Origin of the sequence: Klebsiella sp. CN_Kp073, from assembly GCF_040065495.2 — a bacterium.
GTDB classification, from domain to species: domain Bacteria; phylum Pseudomonadota; class Gammaproteobacteria; order Enterobacterales; family Enterobacteriaceae; genus Klebsiella; species Klebsiella aerogenes.
This window is the reverse complement of the sequence record NZ_CM198051.1, coordinates 172,551-198,566: the sequence shown is the minus strand read 5'-3', so window position 1 is coordinate 198,566 and position 26,016 is coordinate 172,551. Positions and strand designations below refer to the sequence as shown.

The window sequence follows — 26,016 nt, the reverse complement described above, 5'->3', positions numbered from 1 at the left end:
GTATAAATGAATTCCTAAAAACGACCACTTTTAAATGACAGTGAAATGCCAGCCCGTATCCCGCCACTCCAGGCAATGGGTCAATTTCAGGCCTTGTAAAAATACCTCGTCATGCGATACCACCAGCATCGCGCCGGGAAACGCCGCCAGCGCGCTTTCAATTGCCTGGGTCGACGCCAGATCGAGGTGATTGGTCGGCTCATCCAGTAACAGAAGTTGTGTTGAGTCCCGCCGCCAGAGCGCGCAGGCAAGCGCCGCTTTCAGTCGCTCGCCGCCGCTTAACGCCGCCAGCGGAAGGCTGACCTTGTCAGCCCCCAGCTGGAGCTGCGCCAGACGGCTACGCAGCATTCCTTCATCCAGCGGAGTGTTTCCTAAGTTCAGGTGCTCCATTGCCGATAGTGATAAATCCAGCTGCGTCAGATGCTGATCGAGATACGCCGCGCTCACCGACAGCCGAACATCGCCAGAGGTTGCCTGCTCCAGCCCCACCAGGGTTTTCAACAATGTTGTTTTGCCACAGCCGTTTGGCCCCTTTAGCGCGATACGCATCGGGCCATCCACCCGCCAGTCGAGCGGCGCGGTGGATGAGTGAGCTAACTGCAGTGATTCCAGTACCAGTACCTGCTTGCCGGCGGCCACTTCACTGCCCGGTAGCGTGAACATCACCGGACTATCTTCTTCTACCCGCTCCCACGCCTGCTGCACGGCGGCATTCAGGCTGCTGTTCTGTTCACGATGCTGACGGCGCAGCGTGCCCGGGCGCTCTTTTGCGGCCCCCTTGTACTTCACACGTTCGAAAGAGGCGATATTCAGCGTATCGACAGTACGCAGCGTCTGCGCCGATCGCCGCTGGGCCGCATCATGCTCCTTTTGCATCCGCGCCCGGGTGCGCCGCCGTTCGATAGCGGCATGCTCCAGCGCCGCTCGGGCGGCCTGTTGCTCCGCTTCGCGCTGCTGCTGATATGCGGCATAATTACCGCCATAGCTGCGCAGCGCCGCCGGCGTTAGCTCAATAATCTTCGACATCCGAGCCAGTAATTCACGGTCGTGGCTGGCGATTAATGCCCCGCCCCGCCAGATTTCCAGCTGCTGATACAGCCACTCCCTGCCCTGACGATCGAGATGATTCGTGGGTTCATCCAGCAACAGATAGTCCGTGCCGGAAACAAATGCGCCGCACAGCAGCGCCTTCATCCGTTCGCCGCCGCTGAGCGAAAAAGCGGGACGATCGGCGGAGAATGCCGGGAGATCGGCATCGCGAAAGGCTGAACTCAGGCGATCGGGCAGATCCCAACGACCATCTAACAGTTCGAAGTCATCTGCCAGTCCTTTCCCCTGTTCAAGACGGGACAAAGCGTCAAATAGCGGTGCATAACCCAGTAGCGAGGCAATGGTGGTCCCGGCCGTGAGGGTCGGCTGCTGCGCCACCCAGGCAACCGTAGCCGACCGTTCGATATGTCCGCCGGAAGGAGAATCGAGGCCCGCCAGCAGACGCAACAGGCGTGTCTTGCCAACGCCGTTGCGTCCAACAAGGCCGCAAAGCAACGGTTCCAGCGATAAATTCAGCGGCCCAAAAAGCGTCTGTCCCGTCGCGAACTGACAGGTGACCTGATGTAAAACAAATGAGGGGGTGTGGGCGCAATGAGCCATAAGCACTCCTGAATGAAATCAATACTCCCCTACCCGCAGCGTCTGCAAGGTAAGGCGTGAAATTCATCAGTCGTGTTTGTTCATTTGTCGTGTGCGCTCCAGTGAGACGAGGGATTCGTCGGGACATAGGATAGCCAGGCCCGAGCCTGGATTTCAAGATTATTTTTTCACCATCGCGATAAAGCAAAAAAAAGCCTGCCGGATGGCAGGCTTTTGACCTTTCTCGAGATAGTTACTGCAGCAGCGAAATATCCGCAACCTGCAGGAACAGCTCGCGCAGTTTGGACAGCAGCGTCAGACGGTTGATGCGGACATCTTTGTCTTCAGCGTTAACCATCACATTTTCGAAGAACTCATCAACCGGCTCGCGCAGCGCAGCCAGCTCAATCAGCGCATCCTGATAACGGCCTTCGGCGAAGTATGGCTGCAGCTTATCACGCAGCACCACCAGATTACCGGCCAGCTTGATTTCCGCCGCTTCTTTCAGCACCGAGGCATGAACGATATCGTTCAGGGTCTCGTCGGATTTCGCCAGGATGTTGGATACGCGCTTGTTTGCCGCCGCGAGGGCGGAGGACTCTTCCAGCGTACGGAAGTGCGATACGGCCTTCATGCGCGCATCGAAATCCGCCGGGCGAGTCGGACGACGCGCCAGTACCGCCTGAATAGTGTCAACGCCGTAGCCTTCGTCCTGATACCAGGCGCGGAAGCGTCCCAGCATGAAGTCGATGACGTCATCAACGACGTTGGCGTTAGTGAGTTTCTCGCCGTACAGACGCACCGCTTCTTCGGTCAGCGTTTGCAGATCGAGATTCAGGTTCTTCTCAACGATGATACGCAGCACGCCCAGCGCGGCACGACGCAGCGCAAACGGGTCTTTATCGCCTTTCGGATGCTGGCCGATACCGAAAATACCCGCCAGGGTGTCCATCTTGTCGGCAATAGCCACCGCGCAGGCAACCGGGTTAGACGGCAGCGCATCGCCGGCAAAACGCGGCTGATACTGCTCGTTCAGCGCCACTGCGACGTCTTCCGCTTCGCCGTCATGACGCGCGTAGTGCATCCCCATCACGCCCTGCGTGTCGGTGAACTCGAAGACCATATTGGTCATCAGGTCACACTTGGACAGCAGACCCGCGCGGGTCGCATGGTTAACGTCAGCGCCGATTTGCTCGGCAATCCAGCCCGCCAGCGCCTGAATGCGATCGGTCTTGTCGCGCAGGGTTCCCAGCTGCTGTTGGAACAGCACGGTTTCCAGACGCGGCAGGTTATCTTCCAGACGTTTTTTACGGTCGGTATTGAAGAAGAACTCGGCATCCGCCAGACGCGGACGAACGACCTTCTCGTTACCGGAGATGATCTGCTGCGGATCTTTGGACTCGATATTCGCCACGAAGATGAAGTTCGGCAGCAGTTTGCCGTCGTTAGCATAGACCGGGAAGTACTTCTGGTCGCCCTTCATGGTGTAAACCAGCGCTTCGGATGGCACCGCGAGGAATTTCTCTTCAAACTTCGCCGTCAGCACTACCGGCCACTCGACCAGAGAGGTCACTTCTTCCAGCAGGCTTTCGCTCAGGTCAGCTTTACCGCCAATCTTACGCGCCGCCGCTTCAGCGTCCGCTTTGATTTTGGCTTTACGCTCGGCGTAGTCCGCCATCACTTTACCGCGCTCCAGCAGAATCTGCGGATACTGATCGGCATTGTCGATGGTGAATTCCGGCTCGCCCATAAAGCGATGTCCACGGATGATACGGTCGGAAGCGATGCCCAGAATGGTCGCCGGAATAACCTGATCGCCCAACAGCAGGGTCACAGTGTGTACCGGACGCACGAAGTGAACGTCAGAAGCGCCCCAGCGCATCAGTTTCGGGATCGGCAGCTTCGCCAGCGAGGTTGCAACCATGTTCGGCAGCAGAGTCTGCGCGCTTTCACCTTTAACGTGGGCACGATACAACAGCCATTCGCCTTTATCGGTGGTCAGACGTTCAGCCTGATCGACGGTGATTCCACAGCCGCGCGCCCAGCCTTCGGCCGCTTTGCTTGGTTTACCTTCCGCGTCAAACGCCTGGGCAATGGCCGGGCCGCGTTTTTCGACTTCGCGATCCGGCTGCGAGGCGGCCAGATTCGCCACTTTCAGCGCCAGGCGGCGCGGCGCGGCAAACCATTCGACGGCGCCGTGCGCAAGGCCAGCGTTGTCCAGTTCCGCAGTAAAGTTGGCAGCGAAGGATTCAGCCAGGCTGCGCAGTGCTTTTGGTGGCAGCTCTTCGGTGCCGATCTCCACCAGGAAAGTTTTCTCAGACATGGCCGCCTCTTATTTGTCTTTGTTGCACATCGGGAAGCCCAGGGCCTCACGGGAAGCATAGTAAGCTTCTGCCACTGCTTTGGTCAGGGTGCGGATGCGCAGAATATAGCGCTGACGCTCGGTGACGGAGATGGCTTTACGCGCATCCAGCAGGTTAAAGCTATGGGCGGCTTTGAGAATACGTTCGTAGGCAGGAAGCGGCAGCGGGTTTTCCAGCGCCAGCAGTTGCTGCGCTTCTTTCTCGTACTGCTCGAAGCAGGTGAACAGGAAGTCTACGTCCGCATATTCAAAGTTATAGGTGGATTGTTCCACTTCGTTCTGGTGGAACACGTCGCCGTAGGTGGTTTTGCCCAGCGGGCCATCGCTCCAGACCAGATCGTAGACGCTGTCCACGCCCTGGATGTACATCGCCAGACGCTCCAGGCCGTAAGTGATTTCACCGGTAACCGGTTTACATTCCAGGCCGCCAACCTGCTGGAAGTAAGTGAACTGCGTCACTTCCATACCGTTCAGCCACACTTCCCAACCCAGCCCCCAGGCGCCCAGCGTCGGGTTTTCCCAGTTATCTTCAACGAAGCGGATGTCGTGGATGGTCGGATCCATACCCAGCTCTTTCAGAGATCCGAGGTACAATTCCTGAATGTTGTCCGGAGACGGCTTAATCACCACCTGGAACTGGTAATAGTGCTGTAAGCGGTTCGGGTTTTCGCCATAGCGACCGTCGGTCGGGCGACGAGAAGGCTGCACGTAGGCGGTCGCCATCGGCTCTGGCCCCAACGCGCGTAAGCAGGTCATCGGGTGGGAGGTGCCGGCGCCAACTTCCATGTCCAGTGGTTGAACAATGGTGCAGCCCTGACGAGCCCAGTAATCCTGTAAGGTCAGGATCAGGCCCTGGAAGGTCCTGGTATCAAACTTTTGCATATTATTTCGTGCTGGATACGTGTGGATTTAAAGGAAGGGATCAGTATACCCGCTGGCTGCGAGATATACAGTATGAAACGCCTTTGTTTAGCGAAATTTGAGCAAAGCGGCGCCATCATGCGGCGTTCAAGCCGCATTTAGCGCATAGAAAGATGCAAAAACTGGCCGTCCGGATCAAAAGAACAGATAAAACGTTCATTCCGCGAAGTCAGGCCGGAAAGCTCATAGCTCGCCTGGAACTGCTCGAAATGATTGACGTCGACGCGACGGGTGTCTGTGCTATAACGTAACGCCGCCTGATCCTTGCATAGTTTTTCCATATTCAGCGTCGTTTGCGGCGTGATACGTGCCTTTTGCGCTTTTTGGACAGGTTGAGCAGGTGTCTGGCTGCAGCCGACCAGCAGCAGCGCCACCAGGACTGATACGAAATATTTCATCACTATTTTTCTCAACCGCCTTGTTAGCCAATTGTTATCGTGCAGACCATGTAAACCCAGACAAACATTTTGCGAATCTCACTGATGCTCTACAAGAGTGTGGCGATAAACTCAGAATATTCCATTGTGATGACGACAAACTACGGGAGTCAGACTCTTTTTACGCAGGAGCCATGAGGTACAGATGCAGGAAAAAATAAGCTGGATTACCAACTTGCGCGGCATAGCATGTCTGATGGTCGTGATGATTCACAGCACCACCTGGTATATTACCCATCCGCATAGCATCAGCCTGTTTGAATGGGATATCGCTAACCTGCTTAACTCGGCATCGCGCGTCAGCGTCCCGCTTTTTTTCATGATTTCAGGTTATCTTTTTTTTGGCGAACGCAGCGCCCAGCCGCGTCATTATCTGCGCATCGTGCTGTGTATCCTGTTCTACAGCGCGCTGGCGCTGCTCTATATCACCCTGTTTACCCATATCAACGTTGGGCTGTCATTAAAAAACTTACTGCAGAAGCCGGTGTTTTATCACCTGTGGTTTTTCTTTGCCATTGTGGTGATTTATCTGCTCTCGCCGCTGATTCAGGTGAAGCAGGTCAGCGGCAAAATGCTGCTGGCGCTGATGCTGGTGATTGGCCTCATCGCCAACCCTAATACGGTAAGTATTAAAGCCGGCGGCATTGAATGGCTACCGATCAATCTTTATATCAACGGCGATACCTTTTACTACGTACTGTACGGGATACTGGGCCGGGCGATCGGCGCTATGAACACTGACAGAAGAGGATTAACCCTGCTGTGCGCGCTGCTGTTTACCGCCGCGGTGTGGGTTATTTCACGCGGCACGCTGCATGAACTGCAATGGCGCGGCGATTTCGGCGATACCTGGTATCTTTATTGCGGACCAGCAGTATTTGTCTGCGCGACCTCGTTGCTGACGCTGGGCAAAAACATCCTCAATAATCGCGAGCTCCCGGGTATTGCGTTAATTTCCAGACATTCGTTAGGCATTTATGGTTTTCACGCGCTGTTTATACACGCGCTGCGCGCAAGTGGTCTTGAGCTTAGCCGCTGGCCATTACTGGATATTGTATGGATTTTCGCCGCTGCGCTCTTGGGTAGCCTGGCGCTGTCTGTACTGGTGCAGCGAATTGACCGCCGCCGGTTAGTGAGCTAAAAAAGCGCCCGCCGTTCAACGCGGGCGCCGTCGGTTACTCTGCGGCCTCTTCGATTACTGCGTTCCCCTCGCTTAACGGCGAGCGATCCCAGGCGTCACGAATATTCTTCTGTACTGCTACCGCGCCGAACAGGCTCAAAAAGAATGCCAGGCCATAGAAGCCTTTCTCGCTTAACATCAGCGTTGCGTTCCACAATCCCACTACCAGCAGGCCTATCGCAATCACGAAGGCGATCAGGCAGGACATGTAATACATAGCGGTGGTTGGAATTTTGTCGTATTTATCACGTACCGTTTTCTGATAAGAAGCGGCGGAAAAAAGACCCAATACCAATACGGCAAAATAGTAGCCCTTTTCATTGAGCTCCATTGGCGCGTTCCACAGGCCAATCAAATACACGAGGATACCGCCCACCAGCGCAATCCATGAGATCAGGTGAAACGCGGGTGAATATGTCGTCGCTTTCATTTCCATTACTGACTACCTCTCTTCGCTGTCGACTGACAGCTTATTCCACTGAGCTATTGCGAGCTTTATCCGCGACTTTGGCGGGATAAGATATCGCTGAAGCGCCATACATACAGACAAACCATGCCATCACGTAAATGCTTTTTTCACGCCACGGCGCGGGGACAAACCAGGCGCCGACCAGCAGCAATCCCACCGATAGCAACAGCACCAGCCGGCACAGAGAGATAAAATCGTCGTCTCGCTGCGCTTCCAGCTCCGTTCGCTGATGCGTGAGCACGGCAAACATCCCCATCACCAGCACACCAAGAAAGTACCCTTTGCCGCTGAATAGCGGACACGTTCGCCAGATGCCGATTAAGTAAACCAGCGAGCCCAGCAGCATGACCAATCTTGCCGTCGTACGTTTTAATTTCATTGCGCCTCCCTGGCCATCGTAACGCTCATTATGACCGGGGAATTGCCAGTTGCGGCGGTTTCAGCGAATTGAAATCCACAATTCGGAATAAATAAATATGTGAATTAAATCAATGCAAAGTGAATCATTCAGAAAGGGAATTCGCCCCAATAAATGGGGCGAGAACATCTTATGACATCAGTGGCTTAAGCTGCTGATAGATCTGGCGGAATGTTTCACGACGCGGCGCATAACGGGCAAACCGTTGAGCATCAGGCAAGTGCGCCTGCTCCAGCGGCAGCTGCGGCAGGAGGTCAGAGAAAGCCGCACCTTGATGAACGCCCAGCTGCGCCAATCTTGCCGCGCCTAACGCCGGGCCGACATCGCCGCCGGTGCGGAAATTCAGCTGCTGCCCGCTAATATCGGCGAGCATTTGCCGCCAGTATGCGCTCCGCGCGCCGCCGCCGATAAGAGTGACGCTTTCCGGTTTCACGCCGCAGGAGTGCACAACATCCATACCGTCGGCCAGCGCGTAACCCACCCCTTCAAGCACCGCCCGCGCCAGTTCGGCGGGACCATGTTGATGGGTAAGGCCGAAGAACACGCCTTTAGCCTGCGGATTGTTGTGCGGGGTACGCTCGCCGGAAAGATAGGGGAGAAACCACACCGGATCGGCATTTTCGGCCGCCGCCTGCGCCGCGGCGAGCAGCGCCGGTACGCTGCCAAGGCCGGTCAACTTCGCCGCCCAATCCAGACAAGACGCGGCGCTGAGCATCACCGACATCAGATGCCAGCGGCCCGGCAGCGCGTGGCAGAAACTATGCACCGCGCTTTCCGGTTTACTCAGAAAACCATCGCTGACGGCGAAATAGACGCCGGAGGTTCCCAGCGATAACATCGCCTGCCCGGCATCGGCCATGCCAACGCCGACAGCGCCTGCGGCGTTATCACCGCCGCCCGCAACCACCAGCGCCCGCGGCATATTCCACGCCTGGGCTACCTCAGCACGCAGTTGGCCGGTCACCTCACAGCCTTCAAATAGCGACGGCATATTGTCGCGGCTGAGCCCGCAGGCGGCGAGCATCTCATCGCTCCAGTCACGACGCGCGACGTTCATCCACATCGTGCCGGCGGCGTCGGACATATCGCTGGCGAATTCACCGCTCATGCGTAGCCGCAGATAATCTTTCGGCAACAGGACCTTATCAACCTGTTTAAAGATATCGGTTTCATGACGCTGCACCCACAGCAGCTTAGGCGCCGTAAAGCCCGGCATCATCAGGTTACCGGTGATTTGCCGCGAAGCGCCGACTTTTTCTTCCAGCAGCATGCACTCTTCGCCGCAGCGGCCATCATTCCACAAAATCGCCGGACGCAGCACCCGTTGCTGTTTATCGAGCAGCGTGGCGCCATGCATTTGTCCGGCGATCCCTAAGGCTTTTACCTCACGCAGAGCGTGTTGCGATCCCAGCGCTTGCATCGCGGTATTCGTCGCCTGCCACCACTGTTCGGGATCTTGTTCGGACCAGAGCGGATGTGGGCGCGAGACGGTCAGTTTTTCGGTATGCGTCGCCAGTACGTCGCCCTGTTCATTGAGCAGAATGGCTTTTACGCCCGAGGTCCCTAAATCAATCCCGATATACATGCAGCGTCTCCTTAACACGAACGCCACGGCAAAGCGTGGCGCAGCAAAAATGGTTACAGCCAGCGCCCGGATTTAGCGGGCGCTTTTGTCGGCATTACTTATCGAACAGGTAATGATTCACCAGGTTTTCCAGCAGTTCCTGATGTCCGCTGTGGTGCTGCGGCGCCAGGTTGTGCTGAGTCGCATAGTGCGCGATGTCGGTCAGGGTCATCTGGCCTTTAAGGATCTGCTGGCCCAATTCACCGTTCCAGCCGGCGTAGCGTTTTGCCACGCGTTTATCCAGCTCGCCATCTTCAATCATGCGCGCCGCGACCTTCAGCGACAGCGCCATGGTGTCCATCGCACCGATATGACCGTAGAACAGGTCGTATTTGTCGGTGCTCTGGCGACGAACTTTAGCATCAAAGTTCAGGCCGCCGGTGGTGAAGCCGCCCGCTTTGAGGATCTCATACATCACCAGGGCGTTCTCTTCCACGCTGTTCGGGAACTGGTCGGTATCCCAGCCAAGCTGCGCATCGCCGCGGTTAGCATCAACCGAACCGAACAGGCCCAGCGCAATAGCCGTCGCGATTTCGTGATGGAAAGAGTGGCCGGCAAGGGTGGCGTGGTTGGCTTCAATGTTCAGTTTAATCTCTTTTTCCAGACCAAACTGTTTCAGGAATCCATAAACCGTGGAGGCATCATAATCATACTGGTGCTTGGTCGGCTCCTGCGGCTTCGGCTCGATCAGCAGGGTGCCCTGGAAACCAATTTTGTGTTTGTGCTCAACCACCAGCTGCATAAAGCGGCCGATCTGCTCGCGTTCCTGACGCAGGTCGGTATTAAGCAGGGTTTCATAGCCTTCGCGACCGCCCCACAGAACATAGTTTTCACCACCCAACTTGTGGGTCGCATTCATTGCGGTGACTACCTGAGTCGCCGCCCAGCTAAAGACTACCGGATCGGGGTTAGTCGCCGCCCCTGCGCCATAACGCGGGTTGGTAAAGCAGTTTGCCGTCCCCCACAGCAGTTTGACGCCGCTCTGCTGCTGTTTTTCCGCCAGCACGTCCACCATCTGCGCGAAGTTGTTGCTGTACTCTTTCAGCGAAGCGCCTTCCGGAGAAACGTCGACATCATGGAAGCAGTAATACGGCACATTCAACTTATGGAAAAACTCAAATGCCACTTCGGCTTTACGCTTCGCCATTTCCAGCGCTTCGCCCGGCTGCTGCCATGGTCGATCGAAGGACCCCACGCCAAACATATCCGCGCCATTCCAGCAGAAAGTGTGCCAATAGCAGGCGGCGAAACGCAGGTGGTCTTCCATGCGTTTACCCAGTACTAATTCATCCGGATTGTAGTGGCGGAAAGCCAGCGGGTTAGTCGATTTCGGGCCTTCATAACGAACGCGTTCGAGTTGATCGAAATAGGTCTGCATAGAGAACTCCATATTCAGGGGTGCGGCGAGTAACAAGTTATACGCCAATATAGAATTCCACTTTCGCCTTCCTCAATTACGTTATTTCACACCGCCATTGAGAGAATCCACAAACGTGCGCCAGCTCGCAAAAATAATTCCTCTCCGCATCATTTCTGGAATCCTATGATGGAAGAAGAATGAAATAATCTGCATACTCTTGAATAAAATACGATCGCGGTCATAAATTACAAAACAAACTAAATTTCATAATGCGAAAATAAGAACAGGTAATTGCCAGCCCTCGCTTCCCCGTTAAGAATCTGCAACGTATCTGCAACCTGAAGTTTATTCCTGTACGCCTTACCTACCCTTTGAAAAGGTATCGTTATTATGAAGATAAAGAACCTTTGCCTTACGCTCTGCGCCTCATCGCTCCTTCTCGCCAGCATGGCGGGTATGGCTAAAGAAGTTAAGATTGGGATGGCCATCGACGACCTTCGTCTGGAACGCTGGCAAAAAGATCGCGATATTTTCGTTAATAAAGCAGAATCCTTAGGCGCCAAAGTATTTGTGCAGTCCGCCAATGGCAACGAAGAAACGCAAATGTCGCAAATTGAAAATATGATCAACCGCGGCGTCGATGTTTTAGTGATTATTCCTTACAACGGCCAGGTGCTCAGCAACGTTATTAAGGAAGCAAAACAAGAGGGAATTAAAGTCCTCGCCTACGATCGCATGATTAATAATGCTGACATCGATTTTTATATTTCTTTCGATAATGAAAAAGTCGGTGAAATGCAGGCCCAAAGTCTGGTTGACAAAGTGCCGCAGGGTAATTATTTCCTGATGGGCGGCTCGCCGGTGGATAATAACGCCAAACTGTTCCGCGCCGGCCAGATGAAGGTACTCAAACCTTATGTCGATGAGGGCAAAATTAAGATCGTTGGCGATCAGTGGGTCGACGGCTGGCTGCCGGAAAATGCGTTAAAAATCATGGAAAACGCGCTGACGGCGAATAACAACAAAATTGACGCGGTAGTGGCTTCCAATGACGCGACCGCCGGCGGCGCTATCCAGGCGCTAAGCGCCCAGGGGCTGGCGGGTAAAGTCGCTATCTCCGGGCAAGACGCCGATTTGGCTGGCGTGAAACGTATTATTTCCGGCACCCAGACGATGACCGTTTATAAACCTATCACCACCCTTGCCACCAACGCTGCCGAAATCGCCGTTGAATTAGGCAACGACCAGCAACCCAAGGCCGACGCCACGTTGAATAACGGCTTAAAAGATGTCCCCTCGCGCCTGTTAACGCCAATTGAAGTCAATAAAGAGAATATTGACGCCACGGTGATTAAAGACGGTTTCCACAAAAAGAGTGAACTGTAATGGCTGACGCCCCGATACGGGGCGTCATTTTCGTCCTGCCGGATATCGCTTTTGCGGAGTCTCTATGTCCTGGTTACTCGAAATGAAGAACATCACCAAAGCCTTCGGCGCGGTTAAAGCCGTGGATAACGTCAGCCTGCGGCTGAATGCCGGGGAAGTGGTGTCGTTATGCGGTGAAAATGGTTCGGGGAAATCAACGCTGATGAAAGTGCTGTGCGGGATCTATCCGCACGGTAGCTACGAAGGTGAAATTATTTTCGCCGGCGAGACGCTGCAGGCGAATCATATTCGCGATACCGAGCGTAAAGGTATCGCCATCATTCACCAGGAGCTGGCGTTGGTGAAGCATCTCACGGTGCTGGAAAATATCTTTCTCGGCGCCGAGATCTCACGCCATGGCCTGCTGGATTACGAAACCATGACCCTGCGCTGCCAGAAGCTGTTGGCGCAGGTGAATTTATCGATCTCGCCGGATACCCGCGTCGGTGATTTAGGTCTGGGCCAGCAGCAGTTAGTCGAGATCGCCAAGGCGCTGAATAAACAGGTACGTTTGCTGATCCTCGATGAACCCACGGCATCGTTAACTGAACAAGAAACCGCGACGCTGCTGGCGATTATTCGCGATCTGCAAAACCACGGTATCGCCTGTATTTATATTTCGCACAAGCTCAATGAAGTTAAAGCCATCTCCGACACTATCTGCGTAATACGTGACGGTCAGCATATTGGCACCCGCGACGCCAGCGGAATGAACGAAGATGACATCATCACTATGATGGTCGGGCGCGAGCTCACGGCGCTGTATCCAAACGAACCCCATAGCCATGGCGAAGAAATCTTGCGTGTCGAGCATCTCACCGCATGGCACCCGGTAAACCGCCATATTAAGCGCGTCAACGACGTCTCATTTACCCTCCGCCGCGGCGAAATCCTCGGCATCGCCGGGTTAGTCGGCGCCGGGCGCACCGAAGCCGTACAGTGCCTGTTTGGCGTCTGGCCGGGGCGCTGGCAGGGAAGCATTTTTATCGATGGCCAACCGGTGACAATTAACAATTGCCAACAGGCGATTGCCCATGGCATCGCCATGGTGCCGGAAGATCGCAAAAAAGACGGCATCGTGCCGGTGATGGCAGTCGGCAAGAACATCACTCTCGCGGCGTTAAACCAGTTCACCGGCCCGGTGAGCAGTCTCGACGACGCCGCAGAGCAGCACTGCATCCAGCAGTCGATTCAGCGGCTGAAAATTAAAACGTCATCGCCGGATCTGGCGATTGGCCGCCTGAGCGGCGGCAATCAACAAAAGGCGATTCTGGCCCGCTGCCTGCTGCTCAACCCGCGCATCTTGATCCTCGATGAACCAACCCGCGGCATCGATATCGGCGCGAAATACGAAATCTACAAGCTTATCAATCAACTGGTGCAGCAAGGCATCGCCGTCATCGTCATCTCATCCGAACTGCCTGAAGTGCTCGGGCTGAGCGATAGGGTACTGGTGATGCACGAAGGCAAGCTTAAGGCCGATTTACTTAATCAAGGTCTGACCCAGGAACAGGTGATGGAAGCCGCGCTGAGGAGCGAACGCCATGTCGAAAAACACGTCGTCTGAAATCAAACTCACCCCATCCGCCCCTACCGCTTTTCCGGCGCTGAAAGGGCTCAATCTCCAGGTTTTCGTGATGATCGCCGCGATTATCGCCATTATGCTGTTTTTTACCTGGGTTACCGACGGCGCCTATTTGAGCGCACGTAATATTTCCAACCTCCTGCGGCAAACCGCCATCACCGGCATCCTCGCCGTCGGCATGGTGTTTGTGATCATTTCGGCGGAAATTGACCTCTCCGTCGGCTCGATGATGGGGCTGCTCGGCGGGGCGGCGGCGATTTTCGACGTCTGGCTCGGCTGGCCGCTACCGCTCACCATCCTCGTTACGTTGGTTATGGGGCTACTGCTCGGCGCGTGGAACGGATGGTGGGTCGCCTATCGTAAGGTGCCCTCTTTCATTGTGACCCTTGCCGGCATGCTGGCGTTTCGCGGAATTTTAATCGGCATTACCAACGGTACCACCGTCTCGCCCACCACACCGGCAATGTCGCAAATCGGCCAAAGTTATTTACCGGACGGCATCGGCTTTGGAATCGGCGTTATTGGCATGGCGGCTTTTATCATCTGGCAATGGCGCGGACGGATGCGCCGACAGGCGTTAGGGCTGGCGACCACCAGTTCTGGCGGCGCCGTTGGTCGTCAGACCATCACCGCGGTTATCGTGCTGGGCGCTATCTGGCTGCTCAATGACTATCGCGGCGTGCCGACGCCGGTGCTCATACTCGCCGCTCTGCTGCTGGCGGGCATGTTTATGGCGACCCGCACCGCTTTTGGCCGCCGCATCTATGCCATTGGCGGCAATCTGGAAGCGGCTCGCCTCTCCGGGATTAACGTCGAGCGTACCAAGCTTGCAGTCTTCGCCATTAACGGCCTGATGGTGGCCATCGCCGGGTTGATTCTCAGCTCGCGGCTGGGAGCAGGCTCGCCTTCCGCCGGCAACATCGCCGAACTGGACGCTATCGCCGCCTGCGTGATTGGCGGCACCAGTCTGGCGGGCGGCGTCGGCAGCGTTGCTGGCGCGGTGATGGGGGCATTTATTATGTCGGCGCTGGATAATGGCATGAGCATGATGGACGTCGCCACCTTCTGGCAATACATCGTCAAAGGCGCCATTTTACTGTTGGCGGTCTGGATGGATTCGGCTACCAAACGGAGAACATAACGGTATCACTATGAAAAATGCCCGAATAACTTGCGCCACCGCCAAACTTCGCAATAAGGCGCTTGAAATAATTCGGGCATTAGCCGGTATTGTATGACCGGGGTAAGAGCAGGAATATCATCTATGTTTGAAAAGCGTCACCGCATTACGCTGTTATTCAACGCCAACAAAGCCTATGACCGTCAGGTGGTTGAAGGCGTTGGCGAATATCTGCAGGCATCACAGCTGGAATGGGATATTTTTATCGAAGAGGATTTTCGCGCGCGTATCGAAAACATCAAAGAGTGGCTGGGTGATGGCGTGATCGCCGATTACGACGACCCGGAGATTGAAAAGCTACTGGCGGATGTCAAAGTGCCGATTATCGGCGTCGGCGGCTCTTACCATAAGCCAGAATGCTATCCGCCTGTTCACTATATCGCCACCGATAATGCCGCGCTGGTCGAAAGCGCATTCCTGCATCTGAAAGAAAAAGGCGTGAACCGCTTCGCCTTTTACGGGCTACCGACCTCCAGCGGCAAGCGCTGGGCGATGGAGCGCGAACACGCCTTCAGCCAGCTAGTCGCCAAAGAAAAATACCGTGGCGTGGTCTATCAGGGGCTGGAGACCGCGCCGGAGAACTGGCAGCATGCGCAAAATCGGCTCGCCGACTGGCTACAAACGCTGCCGCCGCAAACCGGCATTATCGCCGTGACCGATGCCCGGGCACGTCACGTCCTGCAGGCCTGTGAGCTGCTGCATATTCCGGTGCCGGAAAAATTGTGCGTTATCGGTATCGATAACGAAGAATTGACCCGCTATCTCTCCCGCGTCGCGCTCTCTTCCGTGGCGCAAGGTACCCGGCAAATGGGCTACCAGGCGGCGAAACTACTGCACCGTTTAATGGAAAACGAAGCGCTGCCGCTGCAGCGCCTGCTGGTGCCGCCGATGCGCGTCATTGAGCGGCGTTCCACCGATTATCGCTCACTCACCGACCCTGCGGTGATTCAGGCGATGCATTACATCCGCAACCACGCCTGCAAAGGCATTAAGGTTGAGCAGGTGCTCGACGCCGTCGGTATTTCCCGCTCTAATCTGGAGAAACGCTTTAAAGAAGAGGTCGGCGAGACCATCCACACGGTGATCCACAGCGAAAAGCTGGAAAAAGCGCGCAGCCTGCTGGTCTCCACCACGCTATCGATAAACGAAATTTCGCAGATGTGCGGTTATCCGTCGCTGCAGTATTTCTATTCGGTGTTTAAGAAAGAGTACGACGTGACGCCAAAGGAATACCGCGACCAGCACAGTGAAGTAATGATGTAGCGGGAAAGAAAAATGCCCGGGCTTACGCACCGGGCATTGATGATTACATATGAGCGGCAATTAAGCGCTGATTGTCCTGATACATGGCGAAGAGATAGTTGTTGTAGCTCGACCCTTTTGTCGAATATCCCTTCAGCTTGTGGATCATCGCGCTGGCAGTTACTTCCTGATCCGTCTTACGCAGCTGTGCGCGAGACTTACGGAAGGATGAATAAGCCGGGTGCGTATTCAGGTTTTTTACATAAGCCTGAACCGACTGCTCGACAGATTCAAACTGGGAGTAGCCTTTCATTGCACCGCGACAGTTACCGCCGCCACACTTCATACCAAACAGGTTGTTGTTCTCACGCGCCAGCTTCGAGGTGCCCCAACCGCTTTCCGCCGCCGCCATGGTTGCCACCATGCTGTTCGGAATAATGTCGACACGCTCAAGCAGCGAGTTCCATGGTATATGGCGAGTATTGCCAGACCACTTCACTTTATAACGTGAGGCGATGTCTTTCAGGCGCGCCTGCTCGCTCGGCGACCAACGGCCGTCGTATTGCTTAGAGACAAGCCAGTTACGATCTGCCGTGATCGCTTGATTTTGCTTTGTAATGTAAGGCATAACCGTCCGGAGAAACGCTTTTTTCCTTGGTGTCCCGGAAGGGTATTTTCGCAAATCAGGAAGTGAACTGCTCTTTACACTATTGCGAGAATACTCTTGTTTACTGCTAACCTTGATACTACTGGGCTTCTTTACTTTCTTAACTACTGAGGCTTTATGACTCTTTGTTGCTGTGTGCGTTGTCGCCAACACACTACCTGAAAATATACAGGTAAGTAACATGAGTATCGCAGCCCCATATCGTCGCATGGGAATCGATATCATTAGGTCTCCTGGTCGGATTTACTCATTCCAACACCTTGTTTTTCGCAAAAAATCGATAGTTGAATCGCGAATAGTATCAAAAATACCCAGAGAGAGCATCAAGAGAAATAGTCCAATTCCGAATCGCTGTCATCTGAAATCGGTTTCTGCACCGTCGCGAAGGTGCAGAAATGCTATCTCCGTCTCATTTATAGCTCATTTTTTGAACTAAATCACTCACCCCTTTTCATCCTCCCCGCAAAATTACCGGCAGGATGAGTTCAACCTTATGGCGTGCAGGCACACTGTGATAAAAACCGCTAACAGGACTCCAGCATGAAACTCGCTGCGCTCGCCTCGCTACTGCTGCCCGGGATGGCTTTTGCCGCCTGGACAACCGCTGACTTTCCCGCCTTCACTGAACAGGATGCAGGCCGCTTCACGACGCAAAATGAGGTGACGAAGGGTACCCGCCCTTTGCGGATAAGTTTTGACCAACAGTGCTGGCAGCCTGCGGGGGCGATAAAACTCAATCAGATGCTATCGCTGGAACCTTGTCGGGATACGCCGCCGCAGTGGCGCGTGTTCCGCGACGGGCGCTATACGCTGGAAGTCGATACCCGCTCCGGTACGCCAACGCTGATGCTGTCGCTGGCGGAACAGGAAACAGCCAGCACGCAGCCGCTGGTGCGCCAATGTCCGAAGTGGGATGGTAAACCGTTAACGTTTGATGTCGGCCAGACGTTTGCCGAGGGAAGCCAGGTCCGCGATTTTTACAGCGGTAATCTCGCTACGGTGAAAGCAGGCAAAATCACGCTGCAGCCCGCCGAAGGCAGTAATGGGCTCCTGCTGCTTGAACAAGCGGATAGCGCCGCCAGCGCGCCGTTTAACTGGCATAACGCCACGATCTATTTTGTCCTGACCGATCGCTTCGTCAACGGTAATCCGACCAATGACAACAGCTACGGGCGCCATAAAGACGATATGCAGGAGATAGGCACCTTCCACGGCGGCGATTTACAGGGGCTGACCAGCAAGCTGGATTATCTTCAACAGCTTGGCATCAACGCGCTGTGGATAAGCTCGCCGCTGGAGCAAATTCACGGCTGGGTTGGCGGCGGCGCCAAAGGCGACTTCCCCCACTACGCTTATCACGGTTACTACACCCAGGACTGGACCCGTCTTGACGCCAACATGGGTGACGAAGCCGATCTTCGGCAACTGGTTGATGAGGCCCATCGGCGCGGCATGCGCGTCCTGTTTGATATCGTCATGAATCACACCGGTTACGCCACGCTCGCCGATATGCAGGAATTTCACTTCGGTTCCTTGTACCTGAAAGGCGATGAACTGAAAAAAACACTTGGCGAGCGCTGGACCGACTGGAAACCGGCGCCGGGGCAAAGTTGGCATAGCTTCAATGACTATATCAACTTCAGCGATAAAGCGGGCTGGGAACAATGGTGGGGGAAAAAATGGATCCGCACCGATATCGGCGACTACGACAATCCAGGTTTCGACGATCTCACCATGTCGCTGGCGTTCCTGCCGGATCTGAAAACCGAATCGACGCTCCCTTCTGGCTTGCCAAATTTCTACCGTCACAAGCCGGATACCGCCGCCAAAGAGATAGCCGGCTACACGCCGCGCGACTATCTGACCCACTGGCTTAGCCAATGGGTACGCGACTATGGGATTGACGGCTTCCGCGTCGATACTGCGAAACACGTCGAACTGGACGCCTGGCAGCAGCTCAAAACGCAGGCCACGGCCGCGCTGGCAGACTGGAAAAAAGCGAATCCGCAGAAAGCGCTGGATGACGCCCCATTCTGGATGACCGGCGAGGCCTGGGGCCACGGCGTGATGCAGAGCGACTACTATCGCCACGGTTTCGACGCGATGATTAATTTCGATTATCAGGATCAAGCGGCGAAAGCAGCAAACTGTCTCGCAAACATGGACGCCACCTGGCAGCAGATGGCGGACAAGCTGCAGGATTTCAACGTGCTGAGCTATCTCTCCTCGCACGATACCCGCCTGTTCCGCGAAGGCGGCAGCCGGGCGGCGGAACTGCTATTACTCGCGCCAGGCGCCGTACAACTCTTCTATGGCGATGAATCTTCACGTCCGTTCGGCCCCACGGGTTCCGACCCGCTGCAGGGTACCCGCTCCGATATGAACTGGCAGGATGTTGTCGGTAGCGCATCCGATAACGTCGCGCACTGGCAAAAAATCGCCCAATTCCGCGCCCGCCATCCGGCCATTGGTATGGGTAAACAACAGACGCTGACGCTAGAGCAGGGCTATGGTTTCGTGCGTGAAAGCAGCGCTGATAAAGTGATGGTTGTCTGGGCCGGACAGCAATAGCAGTCGCTTACCGGGCTCCTTGCCGCTGGCGGGAGCCTTTTCAGCACAAATTACTAACATCTCCACTTTTAGCAGAACAAAAAATAGATCGCTCCCTCCTGTGCCGATTTGCACCGCGTTGACGCTGGCGTTATGGTAATTCCCTTTCCAGAAGACCAACAGAATATCCGCGATGACATTTTCACTTTTCGGCGACAAATTCACCCGTCATTCAGGCATCACCCGCCTGATGGAAGACCTCAATGACGGCCTGCGCACACCGGGCGCGATCATGCTGGGCGGCGGCAACCCCGCGCAAATCCCGGAGATGAATGAATACTTCAATAGCCTGCTGGCCGATATGCTGGATAACGGCAAAGCCCTTGATGCGCTTTGCAATTATGATGGTCCGCAAGGGAAAAGCGAGCTTCTGACCTTGCTTGCGCAAATGCTGCGCGAAGAATTAGGTTGGGAGATCGAACCACAGAATATTGCTCTGACGAATGGCAGCCAGAGCGCATTTTTCTACTTATTTAACCTGTTTGCCGGCCGCCGTGCCGACGGCACCACCCGCAAGGTGCTGTTCCCGATGACGCCGGAATATATCGGCTACGCCGATTCCGGGCTGGAAGAGGATCTGTTTGTCGCCACCCGCCCCAACATTGAACTGCTGCCGGAAGGCCAGTTCAAATATCACGTGGACTTCGAACACCTGCAGATCACCGAAGAGACGGGAATGATCTGCGTCTCCCGGCCAACCAACCCGACCGGTAACGTCATTACCGATGAAGAGCTCATCAAACTGGATGCTCTCGCTAACCAGCATGGCGTCCCGCTGGTTATTGATAACGCCTATGGCGTACCTTTCCCCGGCATTATCTTTAGCGAAGCGCGCCCGCTGTGGAACCCGAATATTGTGCTGTGCATGAGTTTATCCAAGCTCGGACTGCCGGGCACCCGCTGCGGCATCATCATCGCCAACGAAAAAATCATCACCGCGATCAGCAATATGAACGGCATTATCAGCCTCGCCCCTGGCGGAATTGGGCCGGCGATGATGTGCGAAATGATCAAGCGCAAGGACCTGCTGCGGTTGTCCGAAACGGTAATTAAACCGTTCTATTATCAGCGTGTTCAGGAAACTATTGCTACCATTCGCCGCTATTTGCCGGAAGAACGCTGCCTGATTCATAAACCGGAAGGGGCGATTTTCCTGTGGCTGTGGTTTAAGGATCTGCCGATCTCCACCGAGCTGCTGTATCAGCGCCTGAAGCAACGCGGCGTGCTGATGGTACCGGGCGATTACTTCTTCCCGGGGCTGGACAAGCCGTGGCCGCATACGCATCAGTGCATGCGCATGAACTACGTGCCGGACCCGGAGAAAATCGAGGCGGGGGTTAAAATTCTTGCCGAAGAGATTGAGCGCGCCTGGCAGGAGCAAGACGCCTGATGATGTTCCCGGCCATCGCTGGCCGGGAACATCCAGTTACATTGCCTGCGCCGCCCAACGACGGCGCTCGGCGCTTAATCTTTCCAGCTCGGCGGGCTCAATACAGCGCAGCGCCTGAGTCGGGCAGGCCGCTACGCACGCCGGCCCCGTTTGCCGGTGCGCGCACAGGTCGCACTTCAGCGCCTGCACGCCTTCGTCGGTCAACATCACCGTCATCGCCCCATAAGGGCACGCCACCATACAGCTTTTACAACCAATGCACAGCCGTTGATCGACTCGCCAGACGTCGCCCTCATGGCGTATTGCCCCTTCCGGGCAGACGTTCGCGCAAGGGGCATCTTCGCACTGACGACACAGCGTCGCCGTTGATAACTCATCGCTCTTCACTACCCGGATCCGCGGCGCAAAGCGTCTTGCAGAAACGGTAGAACAATCCTGCCCCTGCTGATGCGACACCACGCAGGCCACCTCGCAGGTTCGGCAGCCAATACACTTTTGCGCATCGGCGATAATAAACCGGTTCATCCTCAACTCCCTTCGGGATAAAAACGCAGCGTGCCAGAAAAACCCCGCTGCGCGCTTTGATCCTGAATGGAATCAGCTGCGTTTTAGGCAAATACCCAGCAAGATCTCGCCAATTGCCTTAGCCTTCGCGAATAACAAACCCCAGCTCGCGGGAAATCGCCTCTGCCGTTTCACGCAATGGTTTAAGCAGATTTTTCTCACCAACCTGTTTCAGGCGCGAAGTCGACAGCGAAATCGAAATGGCGTAAGGCACGCGACCGTGAATATCGAATACCGGTACCGCCAGGCACGAGACGCCGAGTTCGTTCTCTTCGCGGTCCATCGCCATATTACGTTCACGAATCTGCGCCAGCTCGTCGTTCATCGCCGGCAGGCCGGTAATGGTGTTACGGGTCAACGGCTGAATAATATCCTGATGGCTATCCCAGTAGCTGGCAACGTAGTCAGGATGGCCGAACGCCATGTAGATCTTACCCATCGCCGAACAGTACAGCGGCATATGCTGGCCAATATAGGCGCGGGTACGCAGCATACCGGTAGTCGGCTCCAGCTTATAAATCAGAATCGCGTGGTCGTCCTCACGGCTGGAGAAGTTCACCGTCTCGCCGGTGGCGATGTTTAAAGCTTCAAGATGCGGCGCAGCGACATGAATAATATTCAGCGACGACAGCGCCTTTTGGCCCACGGCTATAAATTTGGTGGTCAGGCGGTAACTTCCGGCGGCAGGCGCCGGCGTAACGTAGCCGCAGGACTGCAGGCCCTGCAACAACCGATGCACGGTACTTTTGTTCAGGCCCGCCAGTTCAGACAGATGCGCCAACGGACAACCGTTTGGATAGTTACTGAGGATCTCAATCAGCATTAACCCGCGAAATAGACTCTGGCTTCCGGCTGGCCTCTCTTTCTCTTGCGTCATTTCACTCTCTTTTGTGCCCATCGCTTCGGCTTCCTTTTTAATCGCGCTCTGATGGTAGCGCAAAGTGTGGTTCAGTTCACGATCTGAACTGAAAAAACACAACCAACTGATTTTAATGATTTTTAAAAATAGCATCTGCCGTTGATCTGTCAAAAATTGATCGTTATATTTGAAATCAGATTTCGATATGTGAAACGTAAAGATAAAAAATCACTCAAACCCTAAGGGGAACACGGGAATGAAAGTAACTTTTGCGCAGCTAAAAGAGGCGTTCAATCGGGTATTACTCTCACGCGGTATTGCGGCGGAAACCGCCGACGCCTGCGCGGAAATGTTCGCCCGCACCACGGAATCCGGCGTCTACTCACACGGAGTGAATCGCTTTCCACGTTTTATTCAGCAACTGGATAACGGCGATATCATTCCGGATGCGAAACCTCAGCGCGTCACCAGCCTTGGCGCTATTGAGCAGTGGGATGCCCGGCGTTCGATTGGCAATCTGACGGCGAAAAAGATGATGGATCGCGCCATTGAATTGGCCTCCGACCACGGCATTGGCCTGGTGGCATTACGCAACGCCAACCACTGGATGCGCGGCGGCAGCTACGGCTGGCAGGCGGCGGAAAAAGGCTATATCGGCATTTGCTGGACCAACTCCATCGCCGTCATGCCGCCGTGGGGCGCGAAAGAGTGCCGCATTGGCACCAATCCGCTGATCGTGGCAATTCCCTCCACTCCCATCACAATGGTCGATATGTCGATGTCGATGTTCTCTTACGGCATGCTGGAGGTTAATCGCCTGGCTGGCCGCACGCTGCCGGTAGATGGCGGGTTTGATGATGACGGTAATTTGACGAAAGAACCCGGCGTGATTGAGAAAAATCGCCGTATCCTGCCGATGGGCTACTGGAAGGGTTCCGGTTTATCAATTGTGCTGGATATGATAGCCACTCTGCTTTCCAACGGTTCCTCCGTTGCTGAAGTCACCCAGGACAATAGCGACGAATATGGCGTATCGCAGATTTTCATCGCCATTGAAGTCGACAAGCTCATTGATGGCAAAACTCGCGATGCCAAACTACAGCGGATCATGGACTTTATCACCACCGCCGAACGCGCCGATGAAAATGTGGCGGTCCGCCTACCGGGCCACGAGTTTACGCGATTGCTGGAAGAAAACCGCCGTAATGGGATCACCGTCGACGACAGCGTATGGGCCAAAATTCAGGCTCTATAGGGGAAACCACTATGATCTTCGGCCATATTTCACAACCGAATCCGTGCCGTCTACCGGCAGCGATTGAAAAGGCGCTCGATTTTCTTCGGACTACCGATTTTCGCCACCAGCCGCCCGGCGTCGTCGAAATTGAGGGTAAGAATATTTTTGCGCAGATCATCGATCTGACCACCCGCGCGGCGACAGAAAACCGTCCGGAGGTACATCGGCGTTATTTAGATATTCAATTTCTCGCTTCCGGTGAAGAAAAAATAGGTATCGCCATCGATAGCGGAAATAACCAGATCAGCGAATCGTTATTAGAACAGCGCGATATTATTTTTTATCACGATAGTCAACACGAATCGTTTATTGAAATGATACCCGGTAGCTATGCCATATTCTTTCCACAAGATGTGCATCGCCCTGGATGCATTAAAATGACTGCCACCCCTATTAGAAAAATAGTCGTCAAGGTAGCTATCGATATTCTGTAAAAGAACTAATTATCTCATTAAATTTACAGGAGCACATAATGAACATTACTACCGGTTATATTATCGGTGCGTATCCCTGTGCCCCCTCATTTCACCAAAAGAGTGAAGAGGAAGAGAAGGAATTCTGGCGACAACTTGCCGATACTCCAGATATTCGTGGCATAGAACAGCCTTGTCTTGAGCATATCCATCCTTTAGGCGATGAGTGGCTGCTGCGCCATACGCCGGATAACTGGCAAATTGTGATTACCGCCATTATGGAAACCATGCGCCGCCGCGGAGAGAACGCGGGTTTCGGTCTGGCCTCCAGCGATGAACAACAGCGTGTAGCCTGCGTTGAATACTACCGCCACCTTCATCGCAAAATTAATAAAATCAACGGTATTCAACCCGGTAAAGTCACCGCGCTTGAGTTACAGGCCGCGCCGCTGGCGGGAGATCAAAACATCGCCCAGGCAACGGACGCCTTTTCCCGCTCGCTCAAAGAAATCGCCAGTTGGGACTGGCGCTGCGACCTGGTGCTGGAACACTGTGACGCGATGAATGGCCCGGCGCCGCGTAAAGGCTTCCTGCCGCTGGATAATGTACTGGAAGTTATTGCCGACTACGAGATAAGCGTGTGCATTAACTGGGCGCGCTCGGCCATTGAAGGCCGCGATACCGCGCTGCCGTTGGCCCATACCCGACAGGTTAAACAGGCCGGGAAACTGGGCGCGCTGATGTTTTCCGGCACCACCCAAACAGGCGAATATGGCGAATGGCAGGATTTACACGCGCCGTTTGCCCCCTTCTGCCCGCAAAGCCTGATGACCGCGCAGCATGCCCGCGATATTTTCGCCTGCGCCGCCGGCGCATCGTTGCAGTTCGCCGGTATTAAATTACTGGAAATAGACGCGAATGCCGATGTTAACCACCGCATAGCCATTTTGCGTGACGGTATCACCCTATTAAAAAACGCATAAGAACAACTACGTTTTCATTGTCATAATATTTACTCTACGAGAATATTAATATGAACATGACCTCTCGCCCTACAGCAAAAGATATTCCACGCCAGCGTTGGCTCAGAATTATCCCACCGATTCTTATTGCCTGTATTATTTCCTATATGGACCGCGTTAATATCGCATTTGCGATGCCGGGCGGTATGGATGCCGAACTGGGTATTTCCGCCACCATGGCGGGGCTCGCTGGCGGTATTTTCTTTATCGGTTATTTATTCTTACAAGTCCCTGGCGGAAAAATTGCCGTACACGGCAGCGGCAAGAAATTTATCGGCTGGTCGCTGGTCGCCTGGGCCATTATTTCCGTACTGACCGGTTTAATCACCAATCAATACCAACTGCTGATCCTGCGCTTCTTATTAGGGGTGGCGGAAGGCGGCATGCTGCCGGTGGTGCTAACGATGATCAGCAACTGGTTCCCGGACGCTGAACGCGGCCGCGCCAACGCCATTGTGATTATGTTTGTGCCGATTGCCGGGATTATTACCGCCCCGCTGTCAGGCTGGATCATCACCGTTCTCGACTGGCGCTGGCTATTTATTATCGAAGGCTTGCTCTCGGTGGTCGTGCTGGCGCTGTGGGCATACACCGTTTATGACCGTCCGCAGGAAGCGCGCTGGATATCCGCAGCGGAAAAAACCTACCTGGTCGAAACGCTGGCGGCGGAACAAAAGGCGATTGCCGGAACTGAAGTCAAAAATGCCTCGCTCGGCGCGGTGCTCTCTGACAAAACCATGTGGCAGCTCATCGCCCTTAACTTCTTCTACCAAACCGGGATTTACGGTTACACCCTGTGGCTGCCGACCATTCTGAAAGAGCTGACCCATAGCAGCATGGGACAAGTCGGCGTGCTCGCCATCCTGCCCTACGTTGGCGCGATTGCCGGTATGTTCCTTTTCTCTTCGCTCTCCGATCGTACCGGCAAACGCAAGCTATTTGTCTGCCTGCCGCTGATCGGCTTCGCACTGTGCATGTTCCTCTCCGTGGCGTTGAAAAATCACATCTGGCTGGCCTATGCCGCGCTGGTTGGCTGCGGATTCTTCCTGCAATCCGCCGCAGGCGTGTTCTGGACCATACCGGCACGCCTGTTCAGCGCCGAAATGGCCGGCGGCGCCCGCGGGGTGATCAACGCTCTCGGTAACCTCGGCGGCTTCTGCGGCCCTTACGCCGTGGGCGTACTGATCACCCTCTACAGCAAAGATGCCGGCGTCTATTGCCTGGCTATCTCACTGGCGCTGGCGGCCCTGATGGCGCTGCTGCTGCCGGCAAAATGCGATGCCGGCGCAGCACCCGCAAAGACGATGACTCCGCGTAACCACGCAGCTTAAAACTGTCCCGGACGGCCAGGCGTCGTCCGGA

At 54.9% G+C, this 26,016-nt stretch carries 22 protein-coding genes; 11 read left to right on the top strand and 11 right to left on the bottom strand.

What is annotated here, in order from left to right; genetic code table 11:
- Window positions 1-30: 30 nt before the first annotated feature.
- From ABLV66_RS00970 to ABLV66_RS00955, 4 genes are all read right to left on the bottom strand, one after another.
- Window positions 31-1,650, bottom strand: a complete 1,620-nt coding sequence (locus ABLV66_RS00970; RefSeq protein WP_348876595.1) for an ABC-F family ATP-binding cassette domain-containing protein — start codon at window positions 1,648-1,650, stop codon at window positions 31-33.
- 232 nt (window positions 1,651-1,882) lie between these two features.
- Window positions 1,883-3,952, bottom strand: coding sequence for a glycine--tRNA ligase subunit beta (gene glyS / locus ABLV66_RS00965; protein ID WP_348876596.1), 2,070 nt, complete (start codon window positions 3,950-3,952; stop codon window positions 1,883-1,885).
- Window positions 3,953-3,961: 9 nt separating this feature from the next.
- Window positions 3,962-4,873 carry a glycine--tRNA ligase subunit alpha gene (gene glyQ, locus ABLV66_RS00960; RefSeq protein ID WP_001168551.1) on the bottom strand — a complete coding sequence of 304 codons (912 nt, stop codon included), beginning with the start codon at window positions 4,871-4,873 and terminating at the stop codon, window positions 3,962-3,964.
- 137 nt (window positions 4,874-5,010) lie between these two features.
- Window positions 5,011-5,310, bottom strand: coding sequence for a YsaB family lipoprotein (locus ABLV66_RS00955; protein WP_045390734.1), 300 nt, complete (start codon window positions 5,308-5,310; stop codon window positions 5,011-5,013).
- 184 nt (window positions 5,311-5,494) lie between these two features.
- Here ABLV66_RS00955 and ABLV66_RS00950 point away from each other — a divergent pair, with 184 nt between their 5' ends.
- Window positions 5,495-6,490 (top strand): acyltransferase, encoded by a 996-nt coding sequence (locus ABLV66_RS00950; protein ID WP_047047740.1) that lies wholly within the window; start codon window positions 5,495-5,497, stop codon window positions 6,488-6,490.
- A 34-nt stretch (window positions 6,491-6,524) separates the two neighbouring features.
- Here ABLV66_RS00950 and yiaA read toward each other — a convergent pair whose 3' ends face one another.
- From yiaA to xylA, 4 genes are all read right to left on the bottom strand, one after another.
- Entirely contained in the window at window positions 6,525-6,965 is a 441-nt protein-coding gene (gene yiaA, locus ABLV66_RS00945; protein ID WP_348876597.1) for an inner membrane protein YiaA, read from the bottom strand.
- 34 nt (window positions 6,966-6,999) lie between these two features.
- Window positions 7,000-7,377, bottom strand: coding sequence for an inner membrane protein YiaB (gene yiaB, locus ABLV66_RS00940; protein WP_045390725.1), 378 nt, complete (start codon window positions 7,375-7,377; stop codon window positions 7,000-7,002).
- Window positions 7,378-7,546: 169 nt separating this feature from the next.
- On the bottom strand, window positions 7,547-9,001 hold the full coding sequence (xylB, locus tag ABLV66_RS00935; RefSeq protein ID WP_047047735.1) for a xylulokinase: 1,455 nt from the start codon (window positions 8,999-9,001) through the stop codon (window positions 7,547-7,549).
- A 94-nt stretch (window positions 9,002-9,095) separates the two neighbouring features.
- Window positions 9,096-10,418, bottom strand: a complete 1,323-nt coding sequence (gene xylA / locus ABLV66_RS00930) for a xylose isomerase (RefSeq protein ID WP_348876598.1) — start codon at window positions 10,416-10,418, stop codon at window positions 9,096-9,098.
- A 372-nt stretch (window positions 10,419-10,790) separates the two neighbouring features.
- On the opposite strand from xylA, the gene xylF reads away from it, so the two are divergent.
- The 4 genes from xylF to xylR all read left to right on the top strand — a co-directional run bounded on the left by xylF (window position 10,791) and on the right by xylR (window position 15,853).
- Window positions 10,791-11,786, top strand: coding sequence for a D-xylose ABC transporter substrate-binding protein (gene xylF / locus ABLV66_RS00925; RefSeq protein WP_045390717.1), 996 nt, complete (start codon window positions 10,791-10,793; stop codon window positions 11,784-11,786).
- A 64-nt stretch (window positions 11,787-11,850) separates the two neighbouring features.
- Window positions 11,851-13,392 (top strand): xylose ABC transporter ATP-binding protein, encoded by a 1,542-nt coding sequence (locus ABLV66_RS00920; RefSeq protein ID WP_045390714.1) that lies wholly within the window; start codon window positions 11,851-11,853, stop codon window positions 13,390-13,392.
- Entirely contained in the window at window positions 13,370-14,551 is a 1,182-nt protein-coding gene (gene xylH / locus ABLV66_RS00915) for a xylose ABC transporter permease XylH (RefSeq protein ID WP_047047728.1), read from the top strand. Before ABLV66_RS00920 ends, xylH begins: the two co-directional genes overlap by 23 nt.
- A 123-nt stretch (window positions 14,552-14,674) precedes the next feature.
- Entirely contained in the window at window positions 14,675-15,853 is a 1,179-nt protein-coding gene (xylR, locus tag ABLV66_RS00910) for a D-xylose utilization transcriptional activator XylR (RefSeq protein WP_045390709.1), read from the top strand.
- Window positions 15,854-15,896: 43 nt separating this feature from the next.
- Here the strand turns inward: xylR and ABLV66_RS00905 are convergent, their stop codons facing one another.
- Window positions 15,897-16,724: a protein bax gene (locus tag ABLV66_RS00905; RefSeq protein ID WP_063447255.1), complete on the bottom strand. Its 828-nt coding sequence runs from the start codon at window positions 16,722-16,724 to the stop codon at window positions 15,897-15,899.
- Between the two features lie 315 nt (window positions 16,725-17,039).
- Between ABLV66_RS00905 and ABLV66_RS00900 the strand changes: the two genes are divergently transcribed.
- Complete coding sequence (locus ABLV66_RS00900; RefSeq protein ID WP_348876599.1) at window positions 17,040-19,070, top strand: alpha-amylase; 2,031 nt, start codon at window positions 17,040-17,042, stop codon at window positions 19,068-19,070.
- A gap of 172 nt (window positions 19,071-19,242) precedes the next feature.
- Window positions 19,243-20,499: a valine--pyruvate transaminase gene (gene avtA, locus ABLV66_RS00895; protein ID WP_348876600.1), complete on the top strand. Its 1,257-nt coding sequence runs from the start codon at window positions 19,243-19,245 to the stop codon at window positions 20,497-20,499.
- Between the two features lie 36 nt (window positions 20,500-20,535).
- Here avtA and ABLV66_RS00890 read toward each other — a convergent pair whose 3' ends face one another.
- Both ABLV66_RS00890 and yiaJ read right to left on the bottom strand, forming a co-directional pair.
- Entirely contained in the window at window positions 20,536-21,024 is a 489-nt protein-coding gene (locus ABLV66_RS00890; protein WP_045390701.1) for a 4Fe-4S binding protein, read from the bottom strand.
- A 118-nt stretch (window positions 21,025-21,142) separates the two neighbouring features.
- A complete protein-coding gene (gene yiaJ / locus ABLV66_RS00885) occupies window positions 21,143-21,961 on the bottom strand; it encodes an IclR family transcriptional regulator YiaJ (protein WP_045390824.1) in 819 nt (272 codons plus the stop codon).
- 217 nt (window positions 21,962-22,178) lie between these two features.
- Here yiaJ and yiaK point away from each other — a divergent pair, with 217 nt between their 5' ends.
- From yiaK to ABLV66_RS00865, 4 genes are read left to right on the top strand one after another with little or no spacing between them, the layout of a single operon-like run.
- Entirely contained in the window at window positions 22,179-23,177 is a 999-nt protein-coding gene (gene yiaK, locus ABLV66_RS00880) for a 3-dehydro-L-gulonate 2-dehydrogenase (RefSeq protein ID WP_045390698.1), read from the top strand.
- Between the two features lie 11 nt (window positions 23,178-23,188).
- Window positions 23,189-23,653 (top strand): YhcH/YjgK/YiaL family protein, encoded by a 465-nt coding sequence (locus ABLV66_RS00875; RefSeq protein ID WP_045390696.1) that lies wholly within the window; start codon window positions 23,189-23,191, stop codon window positions 23,651-23,653.
- A gap of 38 nt (window positions 23,654-23,691) precedes the next feature.
- Window positions 23,692-24,615 (top strand): DUF4862 family protein, encoded by a 924-nt coding sequence (locus ABLV66_RS00870; protein WP_047047713.1) that lies wholly within the window; start codon window positions 23,692-23,694, stop codon window positions 24,613-24,615.
- A gap of 50 nt (window positions 24,616-24,665) precedes the next feature.
- A complete protein-coding gene (locus tag ABLV66_RS00865; RefSeq protein WP_047047711.1) occupies window positions 24,666-25,985 on the top strand; it encodes an MFS transporter in 1,320 nt (439 codons plus the stop codon).
- Window positions 25,986-26,016 lie beyond the last annotated feature (31 nt).